This is a genomic window from Polaromonas sp. P1_E12 (genome assembly GCF_056405975.1).
Genome location: NZ_JBFUBB010000001.1, coordinates 20,836 through 40,792, shown reverse-complemented (window position 1 = coordinate 40,792; position 19,957 = coordinate 20,836). Strand labels below are relative to the sequence as shown.

The window sequence follows — 19,957 nt, the reverse complement described above, 5'->3', positions numbered from 1 at the left end:
CTTCTAGCGCGCCACCAGCACGATCTCATCCTGGTGGTTGGCGATATGGAAGGTGTGGGCAAGTGAAAAATCAGCCTTGCTGAGTGCGCCGTAGGCAAAGTGCGGCTTGAGCGCGCCCTGGTGCCCGGCGAAGCGGGCAATGGCCGCGCGCAGCCGCGCCGAGGCGGGCCCCCAGTCGCCTTCACGGCTGAGCGCCGCAGCGCCCGGGATGGGCTCGCTCAGGCTGTGGCTCATTTGCCCGCGCCATTTGAAAAAGGCAAAGGCCGCGGCGCCCGCCGTGTTCTGGAACACCGCGCTTTTCGGCTGCGGAAAACCGTCCAGGCTCATTTCCACGCTTTGCGCCATGTGCTCCAGCACCGACACCAGGGGCCATTGGCCGGTGGTTTTGACGCTGGCGGCCTGGTCGACCTTGTCCAGCCAGCGCAACGCTTCATCCAGTGACTGGACTTTGGGCAAATCAGCCATGGCAAATCCTCCGGTGAAAGCCAGCGTGGTGGTGGCCAGAAAGTCGCGTCGTTTCATGACTGCGATGGTAGCAGTCCCCACAGGGCCCCATTTGCTGCGGCATCAGGGCGGGCTGGCGTTTCTCTCATGGGCCACGGAACAAAGAGTTTATGAAGAAAAGGCCTTCCAGGCAGGCAGGACAAGCGCAAGCAGCTCCTGAATTGATAGCGGTCTGTTCATTTCAGCGTGGCCAGGTAGGCAATCAGGTCGGCGCGCTCCGCCGCGCTTTCCACCTGAAAGCCCATGCGCTGGCCGGCCACCAGTTGCTCAGGGTCTTCCAGCCAGGCGTTGAGGGTTTGCGGCGTCCAGCGCAGCCGAGACCGGGCCAATTCGTCTGAATATTTGTACCCAGGCAGGCTGCCCACGCGGCGGCCCATCACACCGCGGTGCGCGGGCCCGATCTTGTTGCTGTCGACCGCATGGCAGGCCGTGCAGCGAGCCTGGTACAGGGCCATGCCGCGCGCCACATTGCCGGGTGGCGGTGTGACCCATTCGCGTTCGGGCGCCGTTTGGGCCCATAGCGGGGCACCGCTCACGCCAAAGAGCGTCAGTGCCGCCACGGTACTAAAAAGATGACGCGCATTGCGCATGAACAGGGAACAAGCAGGCATTCGGCACTCCAGACACTGGTTTTGACGGGTGGGAAAGCCATGCAATCTGCCAGGCCATCCCGCAAGCTGTTCTGAATACGTTGACGGCCGGCCCGCGGATTCAGCCTTTCGAAGAGCGACCCAGCTTCTTTTCGCATCTTTTTTTCGTTTCATTGAATCCAGTGAATCCGGTTTGCCGTATTCCACACAGGTTCACTTCCATTGACGCCGGCAACCGGCTTTTTCCTTTCCACCCACAGGATCACCATGCGCCACTCCGTATCACCCCCCCTGATTGCCAGCCTGCTCACCCTGCTTTGCGCCGGCGCCCACGCCGACACCGGCAAGCTCCTCCTGACCGGCGGTGTCAGCACCATTGAAGGCGCGGCCGGCGGCGGCCTCACGCCCTGGGCTGTCATCGGCAGCAACGCCACGGCAGATGAGATTGGCGGCTCTGCCTATGTCACCCACGCCGGCACCACCGACTACGGCCTGAATGTGTACGGCGCGGCTGTCGGCATCCATGACCGCTACGAGCTGTCAATTGCGCAGCAGGACTTCAACACCCGCGGCACCGGCGTGGCCCTGGGCCTGCCCGGGCTGCACCTGAAGCAGACCATCGTCGGCGCCAAGGTTCGCGTGCTGGGCGATGCCATCCTGGACAGCGACACGCTGATGCCGCAGGTGGCAGTCGGCGTGCAGTACAAGACGCTGGGATCCACCGGGCTGGACCCCACACTCAATGCACTGGGCGCCAAACGCCACGGCGTGGATGTGTATGTCAGCGCCACCAAACTCTTCCTGGGCCAGAGCCTGCTGGTCAACGGCACGCTGCGCGCAACCAAGGCCAACCAGAACGGGCTGCTGGGCTACGGCGCCACGCTGGGCGGCAACGAAGACAAGTACACGCTGCAGCCGGAATTTTCCGTCGCCTACTTGATCAGCAAAAACATCGCCATCGGCGCCGAATACCGCTTCATGCGCAACAAGCTCGAGGGCGCCGGCCGCGCGGCCGGCCTGGGCAACGGCCTGCGCTCTGAAGACTGGAAAGACATCTTTATTGCCTGGGCACCCACCAAAAATCTTTCGCTCACGCTGGCGTATGTGGACCTGGGCGTGATCGTGCCGGCCACAACAGGAAGCCGGAAGCAGACCGGCTACTACCTCTCGGCCCAGGTCGCTTTTTAAGCCCGACGAACCACCCCCTTCAAGGAATCGCCCCATGAAAAACCCTTTTGTTTCTTTTGCGCTCGCAGCAGGCCTGCTAGTGGCCGGATCTGCATTTGCCCAGACAGCCTCCAAGGACGACCAGCTTTACAAGGCCTTCGGTGAAAAAGCCGGCCTGGTCGCGCTGATGGACGACTTCATGGTTCGCCTGCTGGCCGACCCGCGCACCGGGCCGCATTTCAAGCCGTCGAACCAGCAGCGCGTGAAAGAGCAGCTGGTCGACCAGCTCTGCGCCCTGAGCGGCGGCCCTTGTGCCTACAAGGGCGCAGACATGAAAAGCGCGCATGCCAACCTTGATATCAAGAAGTCGGACTTTCACGCCCTGGTGGAGGTGCTGCAGCAAAGCATGGATGCCAGGGGCATCCCTTTTCGCAAACAGAATGAAATGCTGGCGCTGCTGGCTCCCATGAACCGCGACATCATCACGCCCACCGAGACGGCAGCCAAACCATGAAACAAATAATCCAGCTCACAGCGATCGCCGCGCTCTTCGCTTTCGGCGCAGGGGTTCATGCGGCCAGCCTCACGGTGTCGGTGCTCGACAAAGACGGCAAACCGGTGCCGGATGCCGTGGTCGTGGTGGCACCCGCCAACAAAAGCGCCCAGCCCAGAACGCCGCCGGCTGCGCAGGCCACCATTCACCAGGAAAAGATGCAGTTCGTTCCCGCAGTGACAGTGGTTCCCGTGGGGGCAAAAATTCAATTTGTGAACAACGACCCATGGGACCACCACGTGCGCAGCTCACCTGCCGGCATGGGCCAGTTCAACGCGACGAATGCCGGCTTCGAACTGCGGCTGGAAGGCAAGCCCGACGGAAAACCGGGCAAGTCCAGTGAAGTGACGCTGGACAGGGCCGGCGTTGTCGGGGCCACCTTGCTGGGCTGTTTTATCCACGGCTCGATGCGCGGCTATATCTACGCCAGTGAATCCCCCTGGGCAACCAAAACCAGTCCGGAAGGCATTGCGAGCTTTGAGGACCTGCCTGAGGGCGCCGCGCAGCTGAAAGTCTGGCACCCCGACCAGCTGGTGGACATTGCGCCGCAGCAGGTCACGGTGAGCGCCTCCCCGGCCAAAAGCGTTATGCAGCTTACCGTGGTGCCGCGGCGGCGCAGGTCTTGAACGGCCGGCCCCGAGGTTGTTAGCGCCGGCTGTCGTCCTTCTGGGAATCAGGCTCCAGCGGCGACAGGTCGGACGAATAGACCCGGTCGCCGATATGCAGCGCCCGCCCCTTCTCCCAGGCGGCTTCAAAGGCCGCGAGTTCTTCCGCCGTGGCTCGCTCCCGGCGTTGTACCGGTGGCGGTGGGCTGGCCGCATCCTGGCTCGCGGGCAAGGAGACGGGCCGGCTGGGCGCGAAGGCCTGAATCTGCTCATTGATCTGCCAGTACACGCCGCTGACCAGCAGGTTGTAACGCGCAGCGGCATTTTTGGCGATAGCCGCACCCACCTCGACCAGCCGGGCGGGCCCACCTTCCCGGTTGTCCAGGAAGTCGGTGGAAAGGTCCACCAGCACCATGTACTGGTGGCCTCGCTTGTCGTTACGCACCACGCGGAATTTGTAGCTGGCCGACAAAATTCCGTGGGCCTGCATCGTGACCTTGATGGCCTCGAACAGCATCTCGCGCCGAAACGCCATGCGCTCGTCAAGGTTCATCTTGACCGGACCCGTCTCAGGCCCCGTGGCATCGTGCTTGGGACTCTTGCTGGCGCTGAAAAGGTTCTTGAGCACGGACATGTCAGGCCTCGCTTCCTCTGGCTTTGTGGGTCAGGCTTTTTGGGCGGTGAAAAACACGTAGTCGGCGGTATAGCCTTCCTTGACGCGTTTGCCCGCATCGGCCGGTGTGGTGCAGCCTTTGGCCGGCGCGTTGCCGCCCTCGGTGTTCAGGCGCTGCACGCTGGTAACGGTGGCCATCTTGCCGGGCATGCCGGCGGATTTGGCCGTCAGCAGCAGCAGCGGGATGTCGGCGGGACGCTCGCCGTCGGCGCGCGCTTTGACCGTGCCCACGGTTTTGCTGCCGTCCAGCGCGGTCCAGTTCGGGCCGGCGCCATGCGTGCCGACTTTTTCGTCTTTCTGGTTGAAGAGGTCTGCCTCTGGCGCAACAAACACCCAGGCCCAGCCCTTGTCGCCGGAGCGGCACTCATAAATCTGCGAGCCCACCGCATGCCAGGTGAAGGCCATGCGTTCGCCGTCGGCCGGCTTGAGCGCGGCGGGCACCGGCTTGACATCCATTGGTGCGGCCGGGCCACCGGCGCAGGCGCTTAGCAGCAGTCCAGTACACAACGCGGCAGCGGCAAGGCCTGCGTGAAGCCTGGGTTGGGTGGCGGTTGCTATCGGTGTCATGGCGATCTCCTGAGAGGAGTCCTGCAAATATTGACAGGTCTCCGGGTTAAAAGAAAGTAAAAAAGTCCCAACAACCACATGGCGGAAGGGGGCGTGGGCCGGCGCGGCGCCCGGCCTACCAGGGACAAACGACAGCAAGCGTCGATTGGATGCAGCTTTTTCTGAAAAAAATGCCATGACCGGGGAAGATTTGCCGCTTGGGCGTAACTCCCTATACTCAGCCGCATGAAACTGGCCCCCGACACGGACACCCGCAGCCTGCAGACGCTGATTGCCGGCGCAGGGCAAGGCGACCACGCCTGCTTTGCGCAGGTCTATGAACGCACCCACACGCATCTGTTTGGCGTTGCCGTACGTATATTGGGACAAGGACACGCGGCCGAAGATGTGCTGCAAGAGGCTTACGTGAGCATCTGGAAAAACGCTGCCGGCTACCGCAGTGAGGTAGACGGGCAAACCATTCAACCCATGACGTGGCTGATTGCCATCGTCCGCAACAAGGCGCTGGACGCCCTGCGCTCCCGCACGCGCCGCAAGGAAAGCGAGTTGCCCGACTCCGGTGATGTGGATGAGGAAGACACCGAAACTACCGCCACACCCACCCCCAGCGCCATGCAGCTGCTGGAGCAGGCCACAGAGGCCCTGCACATCGAAGGCTGCATGAATGCACTGGAAGGCAGCCACCGCCAAAGCCTGGCGCTGGCGTATTACCAGGGCCTGTCGCATACCGAAGTGGCCGCGCAAATGGGCGCGCCGCTGGGTTCGGTGAAAGCCTGGATACGGCGCGGGCTCGAAAAACTCAAGGGCTGCCTGGCGGCGCAAGGGGTGGTGGCGTCATGAGATATTCCAGCCCCGAATTGCTCGAACACCTCGCATCGGCCTATGTGCTGGGTACGCTGCAAGATGGCGCGCGCCGCCGCTTTGAGCGCCTGCAGCGCGACCGTGCCGATGTGCGCGTGCGCGTCACACAATGGGAAGCCCGGCTGGGTCAACTCGCCATGTCGGTACCGGCGCACAAACCGTCTCCCAGGGTGTGGGCTGCCATCGCAGCACGCACACGACCCGCAGGGCCGCAACGGGCGCCGCAAACAAAACCGTCCTGGCTGGGCTGGCTCAAACCTGCTGGTTTCGGCTTCGGCGGCCTGGCCGCCGGGGTGATCGCGGCCAGCGTTTTCTTTATCGCCATGCCCACCCTGTTCATGTCCAGCGACCAGATCGCGATGCGCTCGGGCGAAAGGCTGCCGCAAAGCTATGTGGGCCTGCTCACCGACGCCCAGGGCAACGGCAAGCTGCTGGCCAGTTCGCTGCGCCACGGCAAGACCATGACGGTCAAGGTCATAGGCCCGATCACACCGCCGGCCACCGGAACACTGGTGCTGTGGGCCGTGCCGGCCAATGGCCCGGCGTTCTCGCTGGGCACCGTGCCCACGAGCGGATCGGCGGTTTCCATGCTGCCCGATACGTCGGAAAAGCTGCTGTCCAAGGTCAGCAAGCTGGTGGTGACACTGGAAACCAGCGCCACACCCGCCAGCCCGAGCGGAACCGTGGTGTTCAGCGGCAATTGCGCCAAGCTGTGGTGAGCGTGGCGGCATCCGGGGTCTCAATCCGGGTAGGTACCGTAAAAAGGAGAACCAGCATGAACGCCAGCCTCAAATTGTTTCTATCCCTCGGTGTGGTCACCGCCACCCTCCTCGGGTGTGCAACACCACCGCCAACCACAGCAACGTCTGCGATCAAGCCCACGGAGTTGCGGCTGGAGTGCGCAGTAGCGAAAGCAGATGTCCCGAACGCCGATTACATCGGCCCCTATGCGGGCGTTGAAAACATCGTCCCCGTGAAACTGATGGCTCAGGACACCTACTGCTCTGACGCCCTGAAGGCCATGCATTTTCCGCGGGGCTTTGTCTCCATCTATGGCAGCTCCCGTATCCGCGAGAAAAATGCCGCCTGCGACGCGCGCGGCGAGAACTGCAACGACACCATCAGGGCGGCAAACGATGCCATCTACGCAGACATCCGGAATTTTGCTCACGCATGGACCACGCGTTATGGCAAGCAGTATCCGATAATGACGGGTGCGGGCCCGGGCCTGATGGAAGCCGGCAACCGCGGCGCAAAAGAGGCGGGAGGCCCCAGCGTCGGGTACACCACCTACTACGACCGCTCGACGGCCAACGACACGCTGAAACCCTATGGTGGTGACCCCAAGCAGGCCTTGAATGCCTATGTGACCCATGGCCTGATTTTTTCCAGCGTCTCCATCCGCGAGCTGGCGATGATCAAGCACTCGGCCGCCATCGTGATTGCACCAGGAGGGACCGGCACCGAATGGGAAATATTCCAGATCATCGAGATCATCAAAAGCAGGCAGCTGACCAGGGTTCCGGTGTATCTCGTGGGCAATCGCCAAATTCACTGGCAAAGCCTGGACGCGCGCCTGACCGACATGATGGCGCGCAAGACCATCAACAAGGATGAAGTGGCATTTTTGAAGTATGTGGAAACGAGTGCAGAGCTGGTCAAACAACTCAGTGCAGACATGCGGCTGAACTGAGTTATTCAGGCACTCACTCAATGCGACGCATCCGATGAACCTTGTTCGTGGCCTTTTGGACCGGATCATCCTGATTGGCAGGGCGCGCTGCGGGGGAAGACGCCGAGTTTCATGGTGCGCCGCACAGTGACTGTTTTTCTGGTGGTCATGGTGCTCGCTTACCTGGGCATCTGCGCGGCGCTGTTTGCGTTTCAACGCTCGCTGATCTATTTCCCGCAGCCGAGGTCGTGGGGCAGTCCGGCCACGACGCTCCACCTCCAGACACCCGACGCCACGCTCGTGGTCACCGCCCGGCAAACGGCCGGACCCAAGGCCATCATTTACTTCGGCGGCAATGCCGAAGACGTTTCGCCGAATTTGCCGTCTTTCTCGGAAGCATTTCCAGGCCATGCCCTCTACCTGCTTCACTACCGCGGTTACGGCGGAAGTACTGGAAATCCCACCGAGGCGGCGCTTCAAAGCGACGCCCTGGCCTTGTTCGACCATGTGAGCCGGACACATTCGGACGTCACCGTGGTTGGCAGGAGTCTGGGCTCAGGCGTTGCGATCCGGGTGGCCAGCCAACGGCCGGCGTCGCGCCTGATTCTGGTGACGCCCTACAACAGCATCCAGGAACTGGCAGCGCAGCGCTTTCCCTGGTTTCCCATCCCCTGGCTTCTTGTCGACAAGTTCGAGTCCTGGAAGTACGCGGCCAAAGTCACCGTGCCCACGCTGCTGATTTCGGCCGAATACGATGAAGTCATTCCGAAAGCCAGCACCGACCAGTTGCATGCGCACTTCAAGAATGGCACAGCAGTACTGAAGATGCTGCCCGGAACCTCCCACAACACGGTCTCGCAGCATCCGCAGTACCTTTCGCTGTTTCAGTCGATGCTGTGAGCATTCAACACCTCTTTGCAAAACAAGCCGGGATGGACCACGCCGCATTCACCACTCAGGGCTTCGCACTTGTTCCGCAGGTGCTGACTGCCGCCCAGTGTGAATCGGCCGCTTCGCGCCTTGCCGGGATTTCCGCCAACTCGGCGGGAACACGTTGCCTGCTATCGGAGGCCTGGTGCCAGGCGCTCGCAGCAAGAGTGCGCCGGCACGTGTCAATGGCCCCCCTGGTTCCGGCCGGTTTTGCGGCTGTGCAATGCACCTACTTCGAGAAGTCGGCGTCGCGCAACTGGCTGGTTCCGGTGCACCAGGACCTGAGCATTCCCGTGGCAGATCACGTAGAGCACGCAAGCCTGAGTGGCTGGTCCAGGAAGGAAGGCATTCTTTATGTCCAGCCGCCCGTCGAGCTGCTGGAGCAGTTGGTGGCGGTGCGTTTGCACATCGATGCCTGCGGCCCGGGGGACGGTCCACTGCGCGTGGTTCCGGGGTCACACCTGTACGGCCGCTTGCAGGCGAAGGACGCTGCAGCAGCCCGCCAGGCCCAAACCGGGTTCACCTGCACGGCCGGGCAAGGCAGCGCGATGGCCATGCGCCCGCTGCTGCTGCATGCTTCGTCCAGATCCACCAGCGGCAACATGCGCAGGGTGCTGCATTTTTTGTTCGGACCGCGAGTATTGCCTTTCGGCCTCCGGTGGCAGCGCGCAATATGAATTGCGCCGGACAGGCAAGCAGCCCGCCTTCCATTTCACAAGGAAAACGATGAGTGTCTTGAAGATTGCAGCCTTTTCTGACGGAAACACCGGCGGCAACCCCGCCGGCGTGATGATCGCCGGCCAATTTCCGGATGACCGTGAGATGCAGCGGATCGCTGCGGAGCTTGGCTTCTCGGAAACGGTTTTTGCCGTTGCAAGCGGCGCCGGCTGGCGGGTGCGCTATTTCTCGCCGGAATCAGAAGTACCCTTCTGCGGCCATGCAACGATAGCCCTGGGCGCAGCACTGGCCCTTCAGCATGGCGATGGCGTGTTTGCGCTGACCCTGAACCAGGCCAGCATCACGGTTGAAGGCCGGCGCAACGGGGAGACGATCACCGCCGCGCTGCAATCGCCGCCCACGCGCAGCCAGGCTGCCCCACAGCCGCTGGTGCTGGCCACCCTGGCGCTGTTCGGCTACACACCGGATGACCTGGACCCGCGCATTGCCCCCGCGCTCGCCCACGGCGGCGCAGACCATCTGGTACTGGTTCTGAAGAGCCGCGACAAACTGGCGGCCATGCAATATGACCTGGACACGGGCCGCGAGCTGATGAACAAGGCGGGGCTGGTGACGATCCTTCTGGCCCATGCACAAACGCCTCGGCTTTTTCACACCCGGAATCCGTTTGCTTCGGGCGGCGTGTATGAAGACCCCGCCACAGGTGCAGCCACAGCCGCTTTTGCAGGCTACCTGCGCGACCTGAAGTGGCCGCACGGCGGCGCCATCGATATCGTGCAGGGTGAAGACATGGGCATGCGCTCGTGCTTGCGCGCCGAAATTCCACCCAACCCCGGTGCCTCGATCAAGGTGTCAGGGACAGCGCGGGTCATGCACGACTGAGTTTGCCGTGCCCGCGAGAAACATCTCGCCTGGCACCAGAAGGCTCTTTGGTTTGGCGATTGATACAACCTTGCGCAAAGATTTGACCAAGAATGAAGCATTTTTTTCTTGCCTCCGTCACGGCCTTGCTGGTTTCGATGCCTGCAGCCGGATGGGCAACAACGCCGGCAGCCCCTGCGCCCGTCTTTCCGGCGAAGGCGTGGGAACCCATTTCCCCCACTTCACTAAGCCCCGCGTGTCATGAGCGCCTGGATGCTGCACGCGACTACTTGCGAACCCTTGATTCCACCGCAGTTCTGGCAGTGCAGGACGGCCGGGTGTTGTTCAGCTATGGCCCCGTCGATACCGTCAGCATCGTGTTTTCGGCTCGCAAAAGTGTGCTGGCGATGCTGTATGGGAAATATGTCGCAGATGGCACGATCGATCTGGAGAAAACACTGGCCGACCTCGACATTGACGACCTGGGTGGCCTATTGCCTCTGGAGCGCCAGGCAAAGTTGCGCCACCTTCTGACAGCGCGCTCTGGCGTCTATCACCCGGCGGCCAACACAGGCGATGACCTGGCATCGGCGCCACCGCGCGGCTCACAAGTGCCCGGCACTTATTTTCTGTACAACAACTGGGATTTCAACGCTGCGGGCACAGTCTTCGAGGCGCTGACAAATCGCAGCATCTACCGCACATTCGCGGACGATCTTGCGACGCCGCTGCAGCTTGAAGACTTCGACCTCGCTCGTCACCAGCGCACCGGGGACCTTACAAAGTCCCGGCACGCCGCCTATCATTTTTTCTTGTCAACCAGAGACATGGCGCGACTGGGCTACTTGATGCTCCAACACGGCAATTGGCGCGGCCAGCAACTCATTCCCCCAGAATGGGCCACTCGAATCACCACACCCGTCACCGCGGCCGCGCAAATGCATCCGGCGCGCACGGCCAGCCGTCACTTTGGCTACAGCTACCTTTGGTGGACGCTGGAAGAGCCGGCCGATTCGCCACTAAGTGGCGCTTACATGGCCTGGGGCGTCCATGGGCAATACATCCTCGTGGTACCAAAGCACCGCATGGTCATCGCTCACAAGCGTCAAGTCCCTGTATCCGGCGACTGGAACGTGAGCTGGGTCAAACCGGGCGACTTTTTGACCGCGGTAAAAATGCTGACTTCAGCGCCCTGCCAGTGATCCCGCGGCTGCCCAGCTTTCCCCATCAGAGGAGAAATCAGCGAGCCTGCCATCGATCAAGCGCAGCCGCCGTTGTGTTTACAAATAAATTACAACTCGCCCTGCATCCGTTTTCCCTGTCACACCGTTTGTATAAGGTGCTGGTTTGCAGCGCGTTTCAATCAACTGATATCTCAAGGAGCCCGACATGAACACTTTTTCCATCCGCAACTTGGTCGCATTGCCCGTCATCGCCCTGGCCCTGGCCGGTGCAGCCATGGCTGCCGACATCGAAACCACACCAGCCAAAAACGCCCAGGTCGACGACTTCGCGGCGGGTAAAAAAGCCATCAGCGCCAAGAACTGGTCGGAGGCCGTGAGCAGCTTTAACAAGGTGGTGGCCAAGGACCCGAAAAATGCCGACGCCTACAACTACCTCGGCTATTCCAACCGCTGGATGGGCAAGTACGACGATGCCTTTGCCGCCTATGGCAAGGCGCTGGCGCTGGACCCCAAGCACAAGGGTGCGCTGGAATACTCGGGCATTGCCTACCTGAAGACCAACCAGAAAGCCCAGGCCGACGCGCAGCTGGCCAAGCTGCAGGCAATTTGCGCCACCTGTGAGGAAACCCGCGACCTGGCCAAGGCCGTGGCCGAGTACAAGCCGGCCGCCAAGTAAGCCGCCCTTGAACCGCCACCATTGCGGCGCGGTATGCGCTGCAATGGTCTCCTGTTGCCACTCACCTCCCGGCGCACAAAGAGCGGGTCTCTGAGTGCGCGACCTCTGATGATCCGAAAGAAAACAATGACTGACGCTGATCGCATCAAATACCTGCGCATTGCCCTGGTGCTGATAGGGGTGACGTTCACTTTCGGCTTGTGGCCGCTCACCATCATCTGGCCTTCAGGCTGGTCGTGGCATGCGGAAGGTCGTTCGTACTACCTGGAGATGATCCTCGCCCTTTACGCAACGCTGGGGATCTTCCTCATGCTTGCCGCCCGTAACCCTCTCTTGCACCGCAGCCTCATCTGGTTTACCGTCTGGTCCAGCATTGCACACGGCGGGGTGATGGCAGTGCAGTCGTTTCAGGGCCACCACAACATGGGGCACCTCTGGGGTGATGTCCTGGCGCTGTTCGCGGTGGCGGCTGTGCTGGCATTGCTGACTCCCCGCGAAGCTTAAGCCGAAAGAAATCCCATGCCCAAGCTAACACGCCCTGCCTTCCGGATGCTGCCAACTGCTCTGTTTTTCATAGCTGCTTGCGCACTACCTATATGCTCTGCAGCCGGAAACATTTCCATTCAAGTGCTCGACAAGGAAGGCAAGCCGGCGCCGGACGCCGTAGTCGTCGTGGTGCCTTCCGCCAAAACCGGGGCGCCCCAAAGCCCTTTGCCCGCCCAAGTGACGATCTACCAGGAAAAGATGCGTTTTGTGCCGGCCGTCAGCGTGGTGGCGCTGGGCGCCAAGGCCCAGTTCGTCAACAATGATCCGTGGGAACACCATGTGCGCGGCTCGGCCGCCGGCGCAGCGCAGTTCAACGCAACGCCGGGCGAGGGGTTCGAGCTCCGGCTCGACGGCAAGCCCGAAGGCAAACCCGCCAAAACCGCTGATGCCACTTTCAACAAGGCCGGCGCCGTGCTGCTGGGCTGCCACATTCACGGCTCCATGCGCGGCCATGTCTATGTGAGCGAATCGCCCTGGGCCGTGCTGACAGGCGCCGACGGCGTAGCGCAGGTCGAGCAGTTGCCCGAAGGCGCTGCGCAGATCAAGGTCTGGCATGCCGACCAGCTGATCGATATCCCGCCTCAGAACTACACCGTGACCGCCTCGCCCGGCAAGCTCACGCTGCAGCTGAGCGTGGTGCCGCGCCGCCGCCGGATTTAGCCGGCCGTATCCAGAAATCTTTCGACGCTTTTTTGGCGTCTTTCAGGCCTTTCGGGTCATTGACAGAACCTTTCACGAAACTTACATTGAAGCTTCCGCACGGAGGCTTTATGTCTGATCCCTCTGACCCGTCCAAGGCATCACTACCTGCCCGGTCGCCGTACTGGCATCCCATCACGCTGGCGCAGTTGCAGCGCGTCAAGGACTGGCGCGAGGCGCAGCGAGCGGCGCACCCGCTTGAATGCCAGCTCTGGGAGATAGTGCTGACGGCGTGGGTGATGGGCTGGATGGGCTGGCTGCCGGCCTTTACCTTTGAGGCGGCCTGGGCCTACCCGCTGTGCGTGCTGGGCACACTGGCGCCGCGGCTGTATGTCTATGTACGGGCACGGGCGCACATTGCGCGGCGTCTCAGGTGTGACTGGCTGGACCTGGTCGCCTGACTTAGAGTGTGGGCATGAACGCCTCCTCCCCACCTGCCCTCACCTGCTTCACCCTCAACACCACCGGCCACGTCGCCCACCTGGTGCTGAACCGCCCCGAGGCGATGAACACCATGCACCCGACCTTCTGGCGCGAGCTGGATGCGGCGCTCACGCACATCCACAAGGCTGGCGAGGCGCGCGTGCTGGTGATCTCCAGCACCGGCAAGCACTTCAGCGCCGGCATGGCACTGGAAACCTTTGGCAGCGACATCGCCATGGACGACCAGAGCCCCGAGGGCCGCGCCGCCATCGTTGACATGCTGGGCGACATGCAGGCCACCTTCACCAAGCTCGAAACCCTGCGCATTCCGGTGATCGCCGCCATCCAGGGCGGCTGCATAGGCGGAGCGGTCGACATGGTGACGGCCTGCTGCCTGCGCTACGCCACGGCCGACGCATTCTTCTGCATCCAGGAAATCAACATCGGCATGGTGGCCGACGTGGGCACCTTGCAGCGCCTGCCCAAACTGGTGCCGCTGGCGGTCGTCAAGGAACTGGCTTACACCGGGCGACGAATGCCGGCTGCCAAAGCGCTGGGCTACGGCCTCGTCAATGAAGTGTTTGACTCAGCCGAGGCGATGCTGGCGGCCGCCATGCAATGCGCCGGCGAGATTGCCACCAAGCCGCCGGTGGCCATCTGGGGCACCAAGCAGGCGATTCACTACACACGTGACCATTCGGTGGACGACGCGCTCAAGCAGATGGGCTGGCTGCAGGGCGCGATCTGGAGCAACGCGCATGTCCGTGAGGCGGTTACCGCCATGAAGGAAAAACGCGCGGCGAGCTTTCCCGGGCTTTCACCGATCAAGAATTTCAATGAATTCGGCCTCTAGCCTATACAGAACTTGCGCAAGCAGCTATTAATTTAATAGCAAACTGCATTGGCAGTTATTGGCGGGCTGTACGAATGGCAGGCGGCAGCGCCTGCGGATGGCTGGTGCGAAACGGATTGATGTCCAGCCCGCCGCGGCGCGTATAGCGCGCATACACCGAGAGCTTCATGGGTTTGCAGCGCGTCCAGATGTCCATGAAGATGCGCTCCACGCATTGTTCATGGAACTCGTTGTGGTTGCGAAAGCTCACCAGGTATTGCAGCAGGCCTTCCTGGTTGATCTGCGGGCCGGCATAGCGAATCTGTACGCTGCCCCAGTCGGGCTGGCCGGTGACCAGGCAATTGCTTTTGAGCAGATTGCTGGTCAGCGTCTCTTCAACCGGCGGTTCGTCGAACTCGGCAAACAACAGTTCGGGCGTGGGCGTGAAATGAATGCACTCCACGTCGAGCCGGTCCAGGTTCAGGCCGTCGAGTTCATGCACGGGTTCGCGGTCAAAAAGCTCGGGGCCCAGCGTCTTGATGCCCACACCCATGCCGACAGCACCGTTCAGGTCGGCGCGAATGCGTTCCCGCACATCGCGCGCATCGGCAAAACGCGTGCTGTTGAAGCTGTTGAGGTAGAGCTTGAAGGACTTGCTTTCGACGATGTTGGGTGACTCGCAAGGCACGGTGATGTGGGCCAGCGCCACCTGCGGCTTGCCGCGCATATTGAGCCAGCTCAGCTCAAACGCCGTCCACATGTCTGCGCCGAAAAACGGCGGCGTTCCGGTGACGCCGATCTCGGCACGCTTGCCTTCGCGCGGAATCGGGAACAGCAGCGAAGCGTCGTATTGGTCGATATAGGCCGACGATTTGCCGAGCTGGGATTGTTCAGGGGTGTTCATGCACCCATTTTCGCCGCTAACCGCTGCCAGGCTGAAAGCCCCCGTACAAAGCCCCAAGCGATGGAGCTGTATCAGCTTGCCACTTTGAAGTGAGGAACCAACAGCGCCAGCAAGCGCTCGACAACACCCGGCGGCAAATCGTGGCCCATGCCTTCGATGCTTTCAAAACGGGCACCGGGAATGCGCCTGGCCGTGTCCTGCCCGCAGGCCATGGGCACCAGCCGGTCTGCCTGGCCGTGCACCACCAGCGTCGGCGCCGTCACCCTGGCAAGTGCCGAGGCGCGCGCACCGTCAGCGGCAACGGCCACCATCTGGCGAAGAACGCCCTGCGGATGAAAGCTGCGCTGCGCCGCCGCAGCGACTTTTTCGCGTATCTCGGCATCGTCCATGGGAAAGCCCGGGCTGCCGATGGCCTTGAGCAGCTTCACCGTATGGTCAATGGCGGCCTGCACACCCCTGCCGGCAGGCCGACTGAGCAGCACACGGGCCACCGCCGGACTGGCTTCCGGCAGGCCGCGCGCGCCGCTGGAGCTCATGATGCTGGTCAGGCTGATCACCCGAGAAGGCGCCAGCACCGCAACGCGCTGCGCGATCATGCCGCCCATACTCACACCCACCACATGTGCCTTGCCGATTTGCAGCGCATCCAGCACGCCCACGGTGTCGGCGGCCATGTCTTCAATGCTGTAGGGCGGCCGGATACGCCAGCCCATACGGAACTTGAGCCCCTCCCACAAAAGGCTAGGCGAGCCAAGGTGGTCAAAGTGCTGCGAAAGCCCGATATCGCGGTTGTCAAAGCGCACCACACGAAAGCCCGCGTCAGCGATCGCCTGCACCATGGCCGGCGGCCAGGCAATCAGCTGCATGCCCAGCCCCATGATGAGCAACACCACAGGCCGTCCGGTAGCGTCGCCTGGGTGGGTGTCTTCAATCTCGATATCGATGTTGTTGGCGCGTATTTTCATAACTGATTATGGTCTGCACTCCCCGAATCGCGTCAATCACCTCGTCCCCCATGCGTCACGCAGGCTCACCCGCAAGCAGGGGCCGCGGAACTGGCTTTGCCAGGCCGCTGGCACCGCCCCCTTAAGGGGGAACGGGCTACACGAAGTGAGCCTGGACGGGGGTGAAACTATTTCTCCGCGGAACTGGCTTCGCCAGGCCGCAGGCGCCGTCTCCTGCAAGGGGAGAGGAGGCTACACGAAGTGAGCCTCAACAGGGGTGAGAAAATTTTCGCCCCCTTGAGGGGGGAACGGGCTACACACAGTGAGCCTGGACGGGGGTGTTACACGAATTCTCTTTCTCGTAGCCATTTGGTGGCAATCCATTTCTCGCCGGCGGTGACCGGCTCGCCGCCATGCAGCGTGAGGCTGGAAGGAAGTGCATGCGGGTAACTGAAGAACACCGCATTGCCGCGCCGCGGCGCCACCCGCACCTCGATATCCGGGAACACCGTGGCGCCGCCTTCCTCGGGCTCATGCAGGTACATGATGAGCGTCGCCACGCGCTGGCCGCCACGCTGCAGTATGGCGGGCGTGCCGGGTTCGGTCGGGTCAAAGTAGTCGTAGTGCGGCTTGTATTCGGTGCCGGGCCCGTAGTGAAGCACCTGCAGCCCTTCGCCGTTTTCCTGCGGCCAGCCGAAGATTCTGGCAATACGTGCCTCCACCTGGCGCACCACGGCGTTTTCAGCGCGCCTGAAAAACATGCCCTCGCTGGTACGGTCAGGGTTGAGTTCTTCGCCGCCGGTCTTGGTATCTACCGTCAGCGAACGCACCAGACGCGGGCGGGCGGCCTCCATCAGCGCCTCGCATTCACTCGGGCCCAGCAGGTTGCCCAGCACGATGACATTGGGCACCTGGGCGAAAAAAAGTATTTCCACCCATTTGTCGCCGGCATCGACCATGTTGTTGGTGACCGGCAAAGCCAGCGCAGGCACAACCACTGCGGCGAGATCTTCGGGCGTCAGGCGCACCGCCCGCGTGGCAGCGTCGCGGTTCCAGCCAGCTGCCAGCATGGCGTTAAAAATCTCGTCCCTGGAATGGCCGAGGTTTGCCTGCGCCGTCATCCACGCCAGCACTTCCGGCGTGAGCTGCTGGTCGGTGCGGGCGGGCGTGCTCATGCGGGGCTGGGCTGCTCAGGCGGCCTGTTTGCGGCGGAACACCAGCCGGTCGGGTTCGGACACTTTGGGATCAAAGCGGTAGCCTTCGACGTCAAAGCTCTCGAGCTTCTTGACGGTAGACAGCTTCTTTTCAATCGCATGGCGCACCATGAGACCACGGGCGCGCTTGGCAAAAAAACTGATGACCTTGTACTTGCCGGCCTTGTATTCCTCAAACACGCAGCTCACCACGCGCGCCTTGAGCGCCTTGCGGTCCACGGCCTTGAAGTATTCCTCGCTGGCAAGGTTGACGATGACCGGTGTGGTGTGGGCGGCCGCGCGCTCGTTCAGATAGGCGGAGATTTGCGAACCCCAGAACTGGTAGAGATTTTTGCCTTGGGGCGTGGCCAGCGGCGTGCCCATTTCAAGCCGGTAGGGCTGCATGCGGTCCAGCGGGCGCAGCACGCCGTAAAGGCCGCTCAGGATACAGACATGGTCCTGCGCCCAGGCCAGTTGTGCGTCACCTAGCGTTTTTGCATCGAGGCCGCCATACACATCGCCGTCAAACGCCAGCGCGGCCTGTTTGGAATTCTTCGCGGTGAATTTCGGCGACCAGGCCTGGTAGCGCGCGACATTCAGGCCTGCGAGCGAATCTGACAGCTTCATCAGTTCGCTGATCTGCTGCGGGGTTCGGGTTCTGAGCACGTCAATCAACTGGGCCGACTGGCGGGTGAAGAGGGGTTGGGTGTGGGTCGCGACGTGCGGCGGCGTGTCGTAGTCCAGGGATTTGGCCGGCGAGATGAGAAACAGCATGCTTTGAGTCGTAGGGGTAAGGCAAGTAAGGCGAAACCCCCACTTTACGACAGGAGGGTGGCGCCACAGCCATGAGCCTTCAACTACTGCAGATCGCTGGCCAAAGAGGCGAGCGTTTCCGCTGCAATCGTTGTATGCGCCGGGTAATGCGTGTGGTCGCAGCCCAGTTTCACGCTTGCGCCTGCCTTGACGGCCGCGCACATGGCCGGGTTCAGCTCAAAGCGCACAAAGTGCACAGCCGAGGTCTTCTCGTCATTTTCGCGGTCCATGTCCTCGTCAGCAATCGCGTACACGCGCGCATGGCCTTCGACCTCGACGAACATGCGGTCTTCCACACCGATGAGGCGGGCCAGTTCGCGCTTGCGCTCGTTTACGTCGGGGTACTCGAGCATCAGCGTGCCCTTCCAGTTACTGCCGTCGGGCATCAGTGGGGCATAGGCTTCGATCTCCTGCTCAATCCCCTCGTCCTCGAAGATTTTCTCGACGCGCAGCATCTCCTGGATCTGGTAGCGGATGCTGGTTTCGCTTTCAAACTGCAGGTTGATGTGCTCACCCAGGCGCACGCTGCGCAGCTTGCGGTGGGCGATGATGGCCGGCTTGTTCTCCTTGCGGTATTTGCTGTAGGCCTCCAGCGTCATGAGGGATTCGCGGGTGATCTTTCCGGTGGTCTTCATGGTGTGATCTCATTTCAGGCCGTAGGCCGTGCGTATCAGCGTGAGCGGGTGCTTTTGCGGCGGCGCACCCAGGCTGTTCACATCAAAGCCCTGGGCGATGTGGTGGCCACCCAGCGGGCAGTCGCTGCTGATGACGTCAGGCAGGCCGCCGTCTTTGTGGTTGGCCATGGCTTTGAAGAGCGGTTTGCCGATCTTCATGGCCTGCTGGTGGTACGGCACTTTGACGCCGAAGGTGCCGGCATGGCCCGAGCAGCGCTCATGCGTGTGCACACTGGTACCCGGCACCATCCTGAGCATTTCCTCGGTTTTCTTGCCGATGTTCTGCACCCGGCCATGGCAGGGGATCTGGTAGCTGATCTTGCCCAGCGGCGTGCTGAACTCCGTCTTGAGCAGGCCGTCGCGCTTGCGGGCCATCAGGTATTCAAACGGATCCCACATATTCTCCTTGACGAGCTGCACGTCGGCGTCGTCGGGGTACATCAGCGGCAGCTCCTGCTTGAACATCAGCGTACAGCTGGGTACGGCGCTCAGGATGGCGTAGCCCTCTTTGGCGTACTTCACCAGCACCGGGATGTTGGCCTCCTTGCTGGTGTTCACCGAGGCCAGATCGCCCAGCTCCAGCTTGGGCATGCCACAGCATTTCTCTTTTTCGACCAGCACGTAGGGCACTTCGTTGTGGTCCAGCACTTTGAGCAGGTCGTGGCCTATACCGGGCTCGTTGTAGTTGATGTAGCAGGTGGAATAAATCACGACCTTGCCGGGCGTCTTGGCGCCGTCTTTCACCGCGTGGGGCGGCGACTCGAGTGCGCCGGAGCGGAATTTTTTCGTGGCCAGGTCGGGCAGCCAGGCGTTTTTGTCGACGCCCAGCACTTTTTCCATCACGGCGCGGGCCGGTTTGGTTTTGTTAACCGCGTTGGCCACCTGGACCACGATGGGAATGCCGGCGAACTGGCCGTGCACGTCAGTGGAGGACAAAAACTTTTCACCGGCACCCACTTCGCCCTTCTTGAACTTGATGGCTTTGGCGCGCAGCATGGTGTGGGGAAAGTCGAGGTTGAACTCGTGCGGCGGCACATAGGGGCACTTGGTCATGTAGCAGAGGTCGCACATGTAGCACTGGTCGACCACTTTCATGTAGTCCTTCTTGTCCACACCATCAACCTCGCCGGTCTTGCTTTCGTCGACCAGGTCAAACAGCGTGGGGAAGGCGCCGCAGAGGCTGACGCAGCGGCGGCACCCATGGCAGATGTCGAAGATGCGCTCCATCTCGTGGAGGGCCGCGTCCTCGTTGTAGAAGTCCGGGTTTTTCCAGTCGATCGCGTGGCGCGTGGGCGCCTGGAGGTTGCCTTCTGTGGCCATTCTTGCCTCTTCTTTTGAATCTCAGGTGGGGTTTGAGAAAAGACTCTCGTGCGGAATCTTTTCCAAAACCCGCCACGCCTTGCGGCGT

General features: G+C 61.9%; 25 protein-coding genes. 15 read left to right on the top strand and 10 right to left on the bottom strand.

Annotated features, from left to right (window positions below; genetic code table 11):
- Positions 1-3: 3 nt before the first annotated feature.
- Positions 4-522 (bottom strand): DUF1569 domain-containing protein, encoded by a 519-nt coding sequence (locus tag AC1D13_RS00205; protein WP_477688738.1) that lies wholly within the window; start codon positions 520-522, stop codon positions 4-6.
- A 158-nt stretch (positions 523-680) separates the two neighbouring features.
- Positions 681-1,115 (bottom strand): c-type cytochrome, encoded by a 435-nt coding sequence (locus AC1D13_RS00200; protein WP_457279446.1) that lies wholly within the window; start codon positions 1,113-1,115, stop codon positions 681-683.
- A 246-nt stretch (positions 1,116-1,361) separates the two neighbouring features.
- Here AC1D13_RS00200 and AC1D13_RS00195 point away from each other — a divergent pair, with 246 nt between their 5' ends.
- Genes AC1D13_RS00195 through AC1D13_RS00185 form a run of 3 tightly spaced genes read left to right on the top strand, consistent with a single transcriptional unit; the run spans position 1,362 to position 3,440 of the window.
- A complete protein-coding gene (locus AC1D13_RS00195; RefSeq protein ID WP_477688737.1) occupies positions 1,362-2,282 on the top strand; it encodes a DUF3034 family protein in 921 nt (306 codons plus the stop codon).
- 34 nt (positions 2,283-2,316) lie between these two features.
- Complete coding sequence (locus AC1D13_RS00190; protein WP_477688736.1) at positions 2,317-2,775, top strand: group I truncated hemoglobin; 459 nt, start codon at positions 2,317-2,319, stop codon at positions 2,773-2,775.
- Complete coding sequence (locus tag AC1D13_RS00185; RefSeq protein WP_477688735.1) at positions 2,772-3,440, top strand: cupredoxin domain-containing protein; 669 nt, start codon at positions 2,772-2,774, stop codon at positions 3,438-3,440. Before AC1D13_RS00190 ends, AC1D13_RS00185 begins: the two co-directional genes overlap by 4 nt.
- A gap of 19 nt (positions 3,441-3,459) precedes the next feature.
- Here the strand turns inward: AC1D13_RS00185 and AC1D13_RS00180 are convergent, their stop codons facing one another.
- Entirely contained in the window at positions 3,460-4,053 is a 594-nt protein-coding gene (locus tag AC1D13_RS00180) for a hypothetical protein (protein ID WP_477671260.1), read from the bottom strand.
- Positions 4,054-4,083: 30 nt separating this feature from the next.
- On the bottom strand, positions 4,084-4,659 hold the full coding sequence (locus AC1D13_RS00175; protein WP_457279451.1) for a DUF3455 domain-containing protein: 576 nt from the start codon (positions 4,657-4,659) through the stop codon (positions 4,084-4,086).
- A gap of 225 nt (positions 4,660-4,884) precedes the next feature.
- Here AC1D13_RS00175 and AC1D13_RS00170 point away from each other — a divergent pair, with 225 nt between their 5' ends.
- The 12 genes from AC1D13_RS00170 (at position 4,885) to AC1D13_RS00115 (ending at position 14,042) form a co-directional block, all read left to right on the top strand.
- Positions 4,885-5,499, top strand: coding sequence for an RNA polymerase sigma factor (locus AC1D13_RS00170; protein WP_477688734.1), 615 nt, complete (start codon positions 4,885-4,887; stop codon positions 5,497-5,499).
- Entirely contained in the window at positions 5,496-6,239 is a 744-nt protein-coding gene (locus AC1D13_RS00165; RefSeq protein ID WP_457279453.1) for an anti-sigma factor, read from the top strand. Before AC1D13_RS00170 ends, AC1D13_RS00165 begins: the two co-directional genes overlap by 4 nt.
- Before the next feature lie 56 nt (positions 6,240-6,295).
- Positions 6,296-7,213: an LOG family protein gene (locus AC1D13_RS00160; protein WP_477688733.1), complete on the top strand. Its 918-nt coding sequence runs from the start codon at positions 6,296-6,298 to the stop codon at positions 7,211-7,213.
- A gap of 111 nt (positions 7,214-7,324) precedes the next feature.
- Positions 7,325-8,092 carry an alpha/beta hydrolase gene (locus AC1D13_RS00155; RefSeq protein ID WP_477688732.1) on the top strand — a complete coding sequence of 256 codons (768 nt, stop codon included), beginning with the start codon at positions 7,325-7,327 and terminating at the stop codon, positions 8,090-8,092.
- A 32-nt stretch (positions 8,093-8,124) separates the two neighbouring features.
- On the top strand, positions 8,125-8,799 hold the full coding sequence (locus tag AC1D13_RS00150; RefSeq protein ID WP_477688731.1) for a phytanoyl-CoA dioxygenase family protein: 675 nt from the start codon (positions 8,125-8,127) through the stop codon (positions 8,797-8,799).
- Positions 8,800-8,848: 49 nt separating this feature from the next.
- A complete protein-coding gene (locus AC1D13_RS00145; RefSeq protein ID WP_477688730.1) occupies positions 8,849-9,682 on the top strand; it encodes a PhzF family phenazine biosynthesis protein in 834 nt (277 codons plus the stop codon).
- 92 nt (positions 9,683-9,774) lie between these two features.
- Positions 9,775-10,863 carry a serine hydrolase domain-containing protein gene (locus AC1D13_RS00140; RefSeq protein ID WP_457279458.1) on the top strand — a complete coding sequence of 363 codons (1,089 nt, stop codon included), beginning with the start codon at positions 9,775-9,777 and terminating at the stop codon, positions 10,861-10,863.
- Positions 10,864-11,050: 187 nt separating this feature from the next.
- The gene (locus AC1D13_RS00135) at positions 11,051-11,521 is read left to right on the top strand and encodes a tetratricopeptide repeat protein (RefSeq protein WP_457279459.1); all 471 of its coding nucleotides are present in this window, start codon (positions 11,051-11,053) and stop codon (positions 11,519-11,521) included.
- Between the two features lie 126 nt (positions 11,522-11,647).
- Positions 11,648-12,025: a DUF6632 domain-containing protein gene (locus AC1D13_RS00130; protein ID WP_457279460.1), complete on the top strand. Its 378-nt coding sequence runs from the start codon at positions 11,648-11,650 to the stop codon at positions 12,023-12,025.
- Positions 12,026-12,148: 123 nt separating this feature from the next.
- On the top strand, positions 12,149-12,727 hold the full coding sequence (locus AC1D13_RS00125; protein WP_477688729.1) for a cupredoxin domain-containing protein: 579 nt from the start codon (positions 12,149-12,151) through the stop codon (positions 12,725-12,727).
- A 110-nt stretch (positions 12,728-12,837) separates the two neighbouring features.
- The gene (locus AC1D13_RS00120; RefSeq protein WP_457279462.1) at positions 12,838-13,167 is read left to right on the top strand and encodes a hypothetical protein; all 330 of its coding nucleotides are present in this window, start codon (positions 12,838-12,840) and stop codon (positions 13,165-13,167) included.
- A gap of 14 nt (positions 13,168-13,181) precedes the next feature.
- Positions 13,182-14,042, top strand: coding sequence for an enoyl-CoA hydratase-related protein (locus tag AC1D13_RS00115; RefSeq protein WP_477666192.1), 861 nt, complete (start codon positions 13,182-13,184; stop codon positions 14,040-14,042).
- A 55-nt stretch (positions 14,043-14,097) separates the two neighbouring features.
- Here the strand turns inward: AC1D13_RS00115 and queF are convergent, their stop codons facing one another.
- From queF to AC1D13_RS00085, 6 genes are all read right to left on the bottom strand, one after another.
- Complete coding sequence (gene queF, locus AC1D13_RS00110; RefSeq protein WP_477666191.1) at positions 14,098-14,925, bottom strand: NADPH-dependent 7-cyano-7-deazaguanine reductase QueF; 828 nt, start codon at positions 14,923-14,925, stop codon at positions 14,098-14,100.
- 71 nt (positions 14,926-14,996) lie between these two features.
- Complete coding sequence (locus AC1D13_RS00105) at positions 14,997-15,890, bottom strand: alpha/beta fold hydrolase (RefSeq protein WP_477666190.1); 894 nt, start codon at positions 15,888-15,890, stop codon at positions 14,997-14,999.
- Between the two features lie 320 nt (positions 15,891-16,210).
- Positions 16,211-17,044, bottom strand: a complete 834-nt coding sequence (locus AC1D13_RS00100) for a 2OG-Fe(II) oxygenase (RefSeq protein ID WP_477666189.1) — start codon at positions 17,042-17,044, stop codon at positions 16,211-16,213.
- Positions 17,045-17,059: 15 nt separating this feature from the next.
- On the bottom strand, positions 17,060-17,836 hold the full coding sequence (gene yaaA / locus AC1D13_RS00095; protein WP_457279467.1) for a peroxide stress protein YaaA: 777 nt from the start codon (positions 17,834-17,836) through the stop codon (positions 17,060-17,062).
- Positions 17,837-17,919: 83 nt separating this feature from the next.
- Positions 17,920-18,510 (bottom strand): DUF3501 family protein, encoded by a 591-nt coding sequence (locus AC1D13_RS00090; protein WP_457279468.1) that lies wholly within the window; start codon positions 18,508-18,510, stop codon positions 17,920-17,922.
- A gap of 9 nt (positions 18,511-18,519) precedes the next feature.
- Positions 18,520-19,869, bottom strand: coding sequence for a (Fe-S)-binding protein (locus tag AC1D13_RS00085; protein ID WP_477688728.1), 1,350 nt, complete (start codon positions 19,867-19,869; stop codon positions 18,520-18,522).
- Between the last annotated feature and the right edge of the window lie 88 nt (positions 19,870-19,957).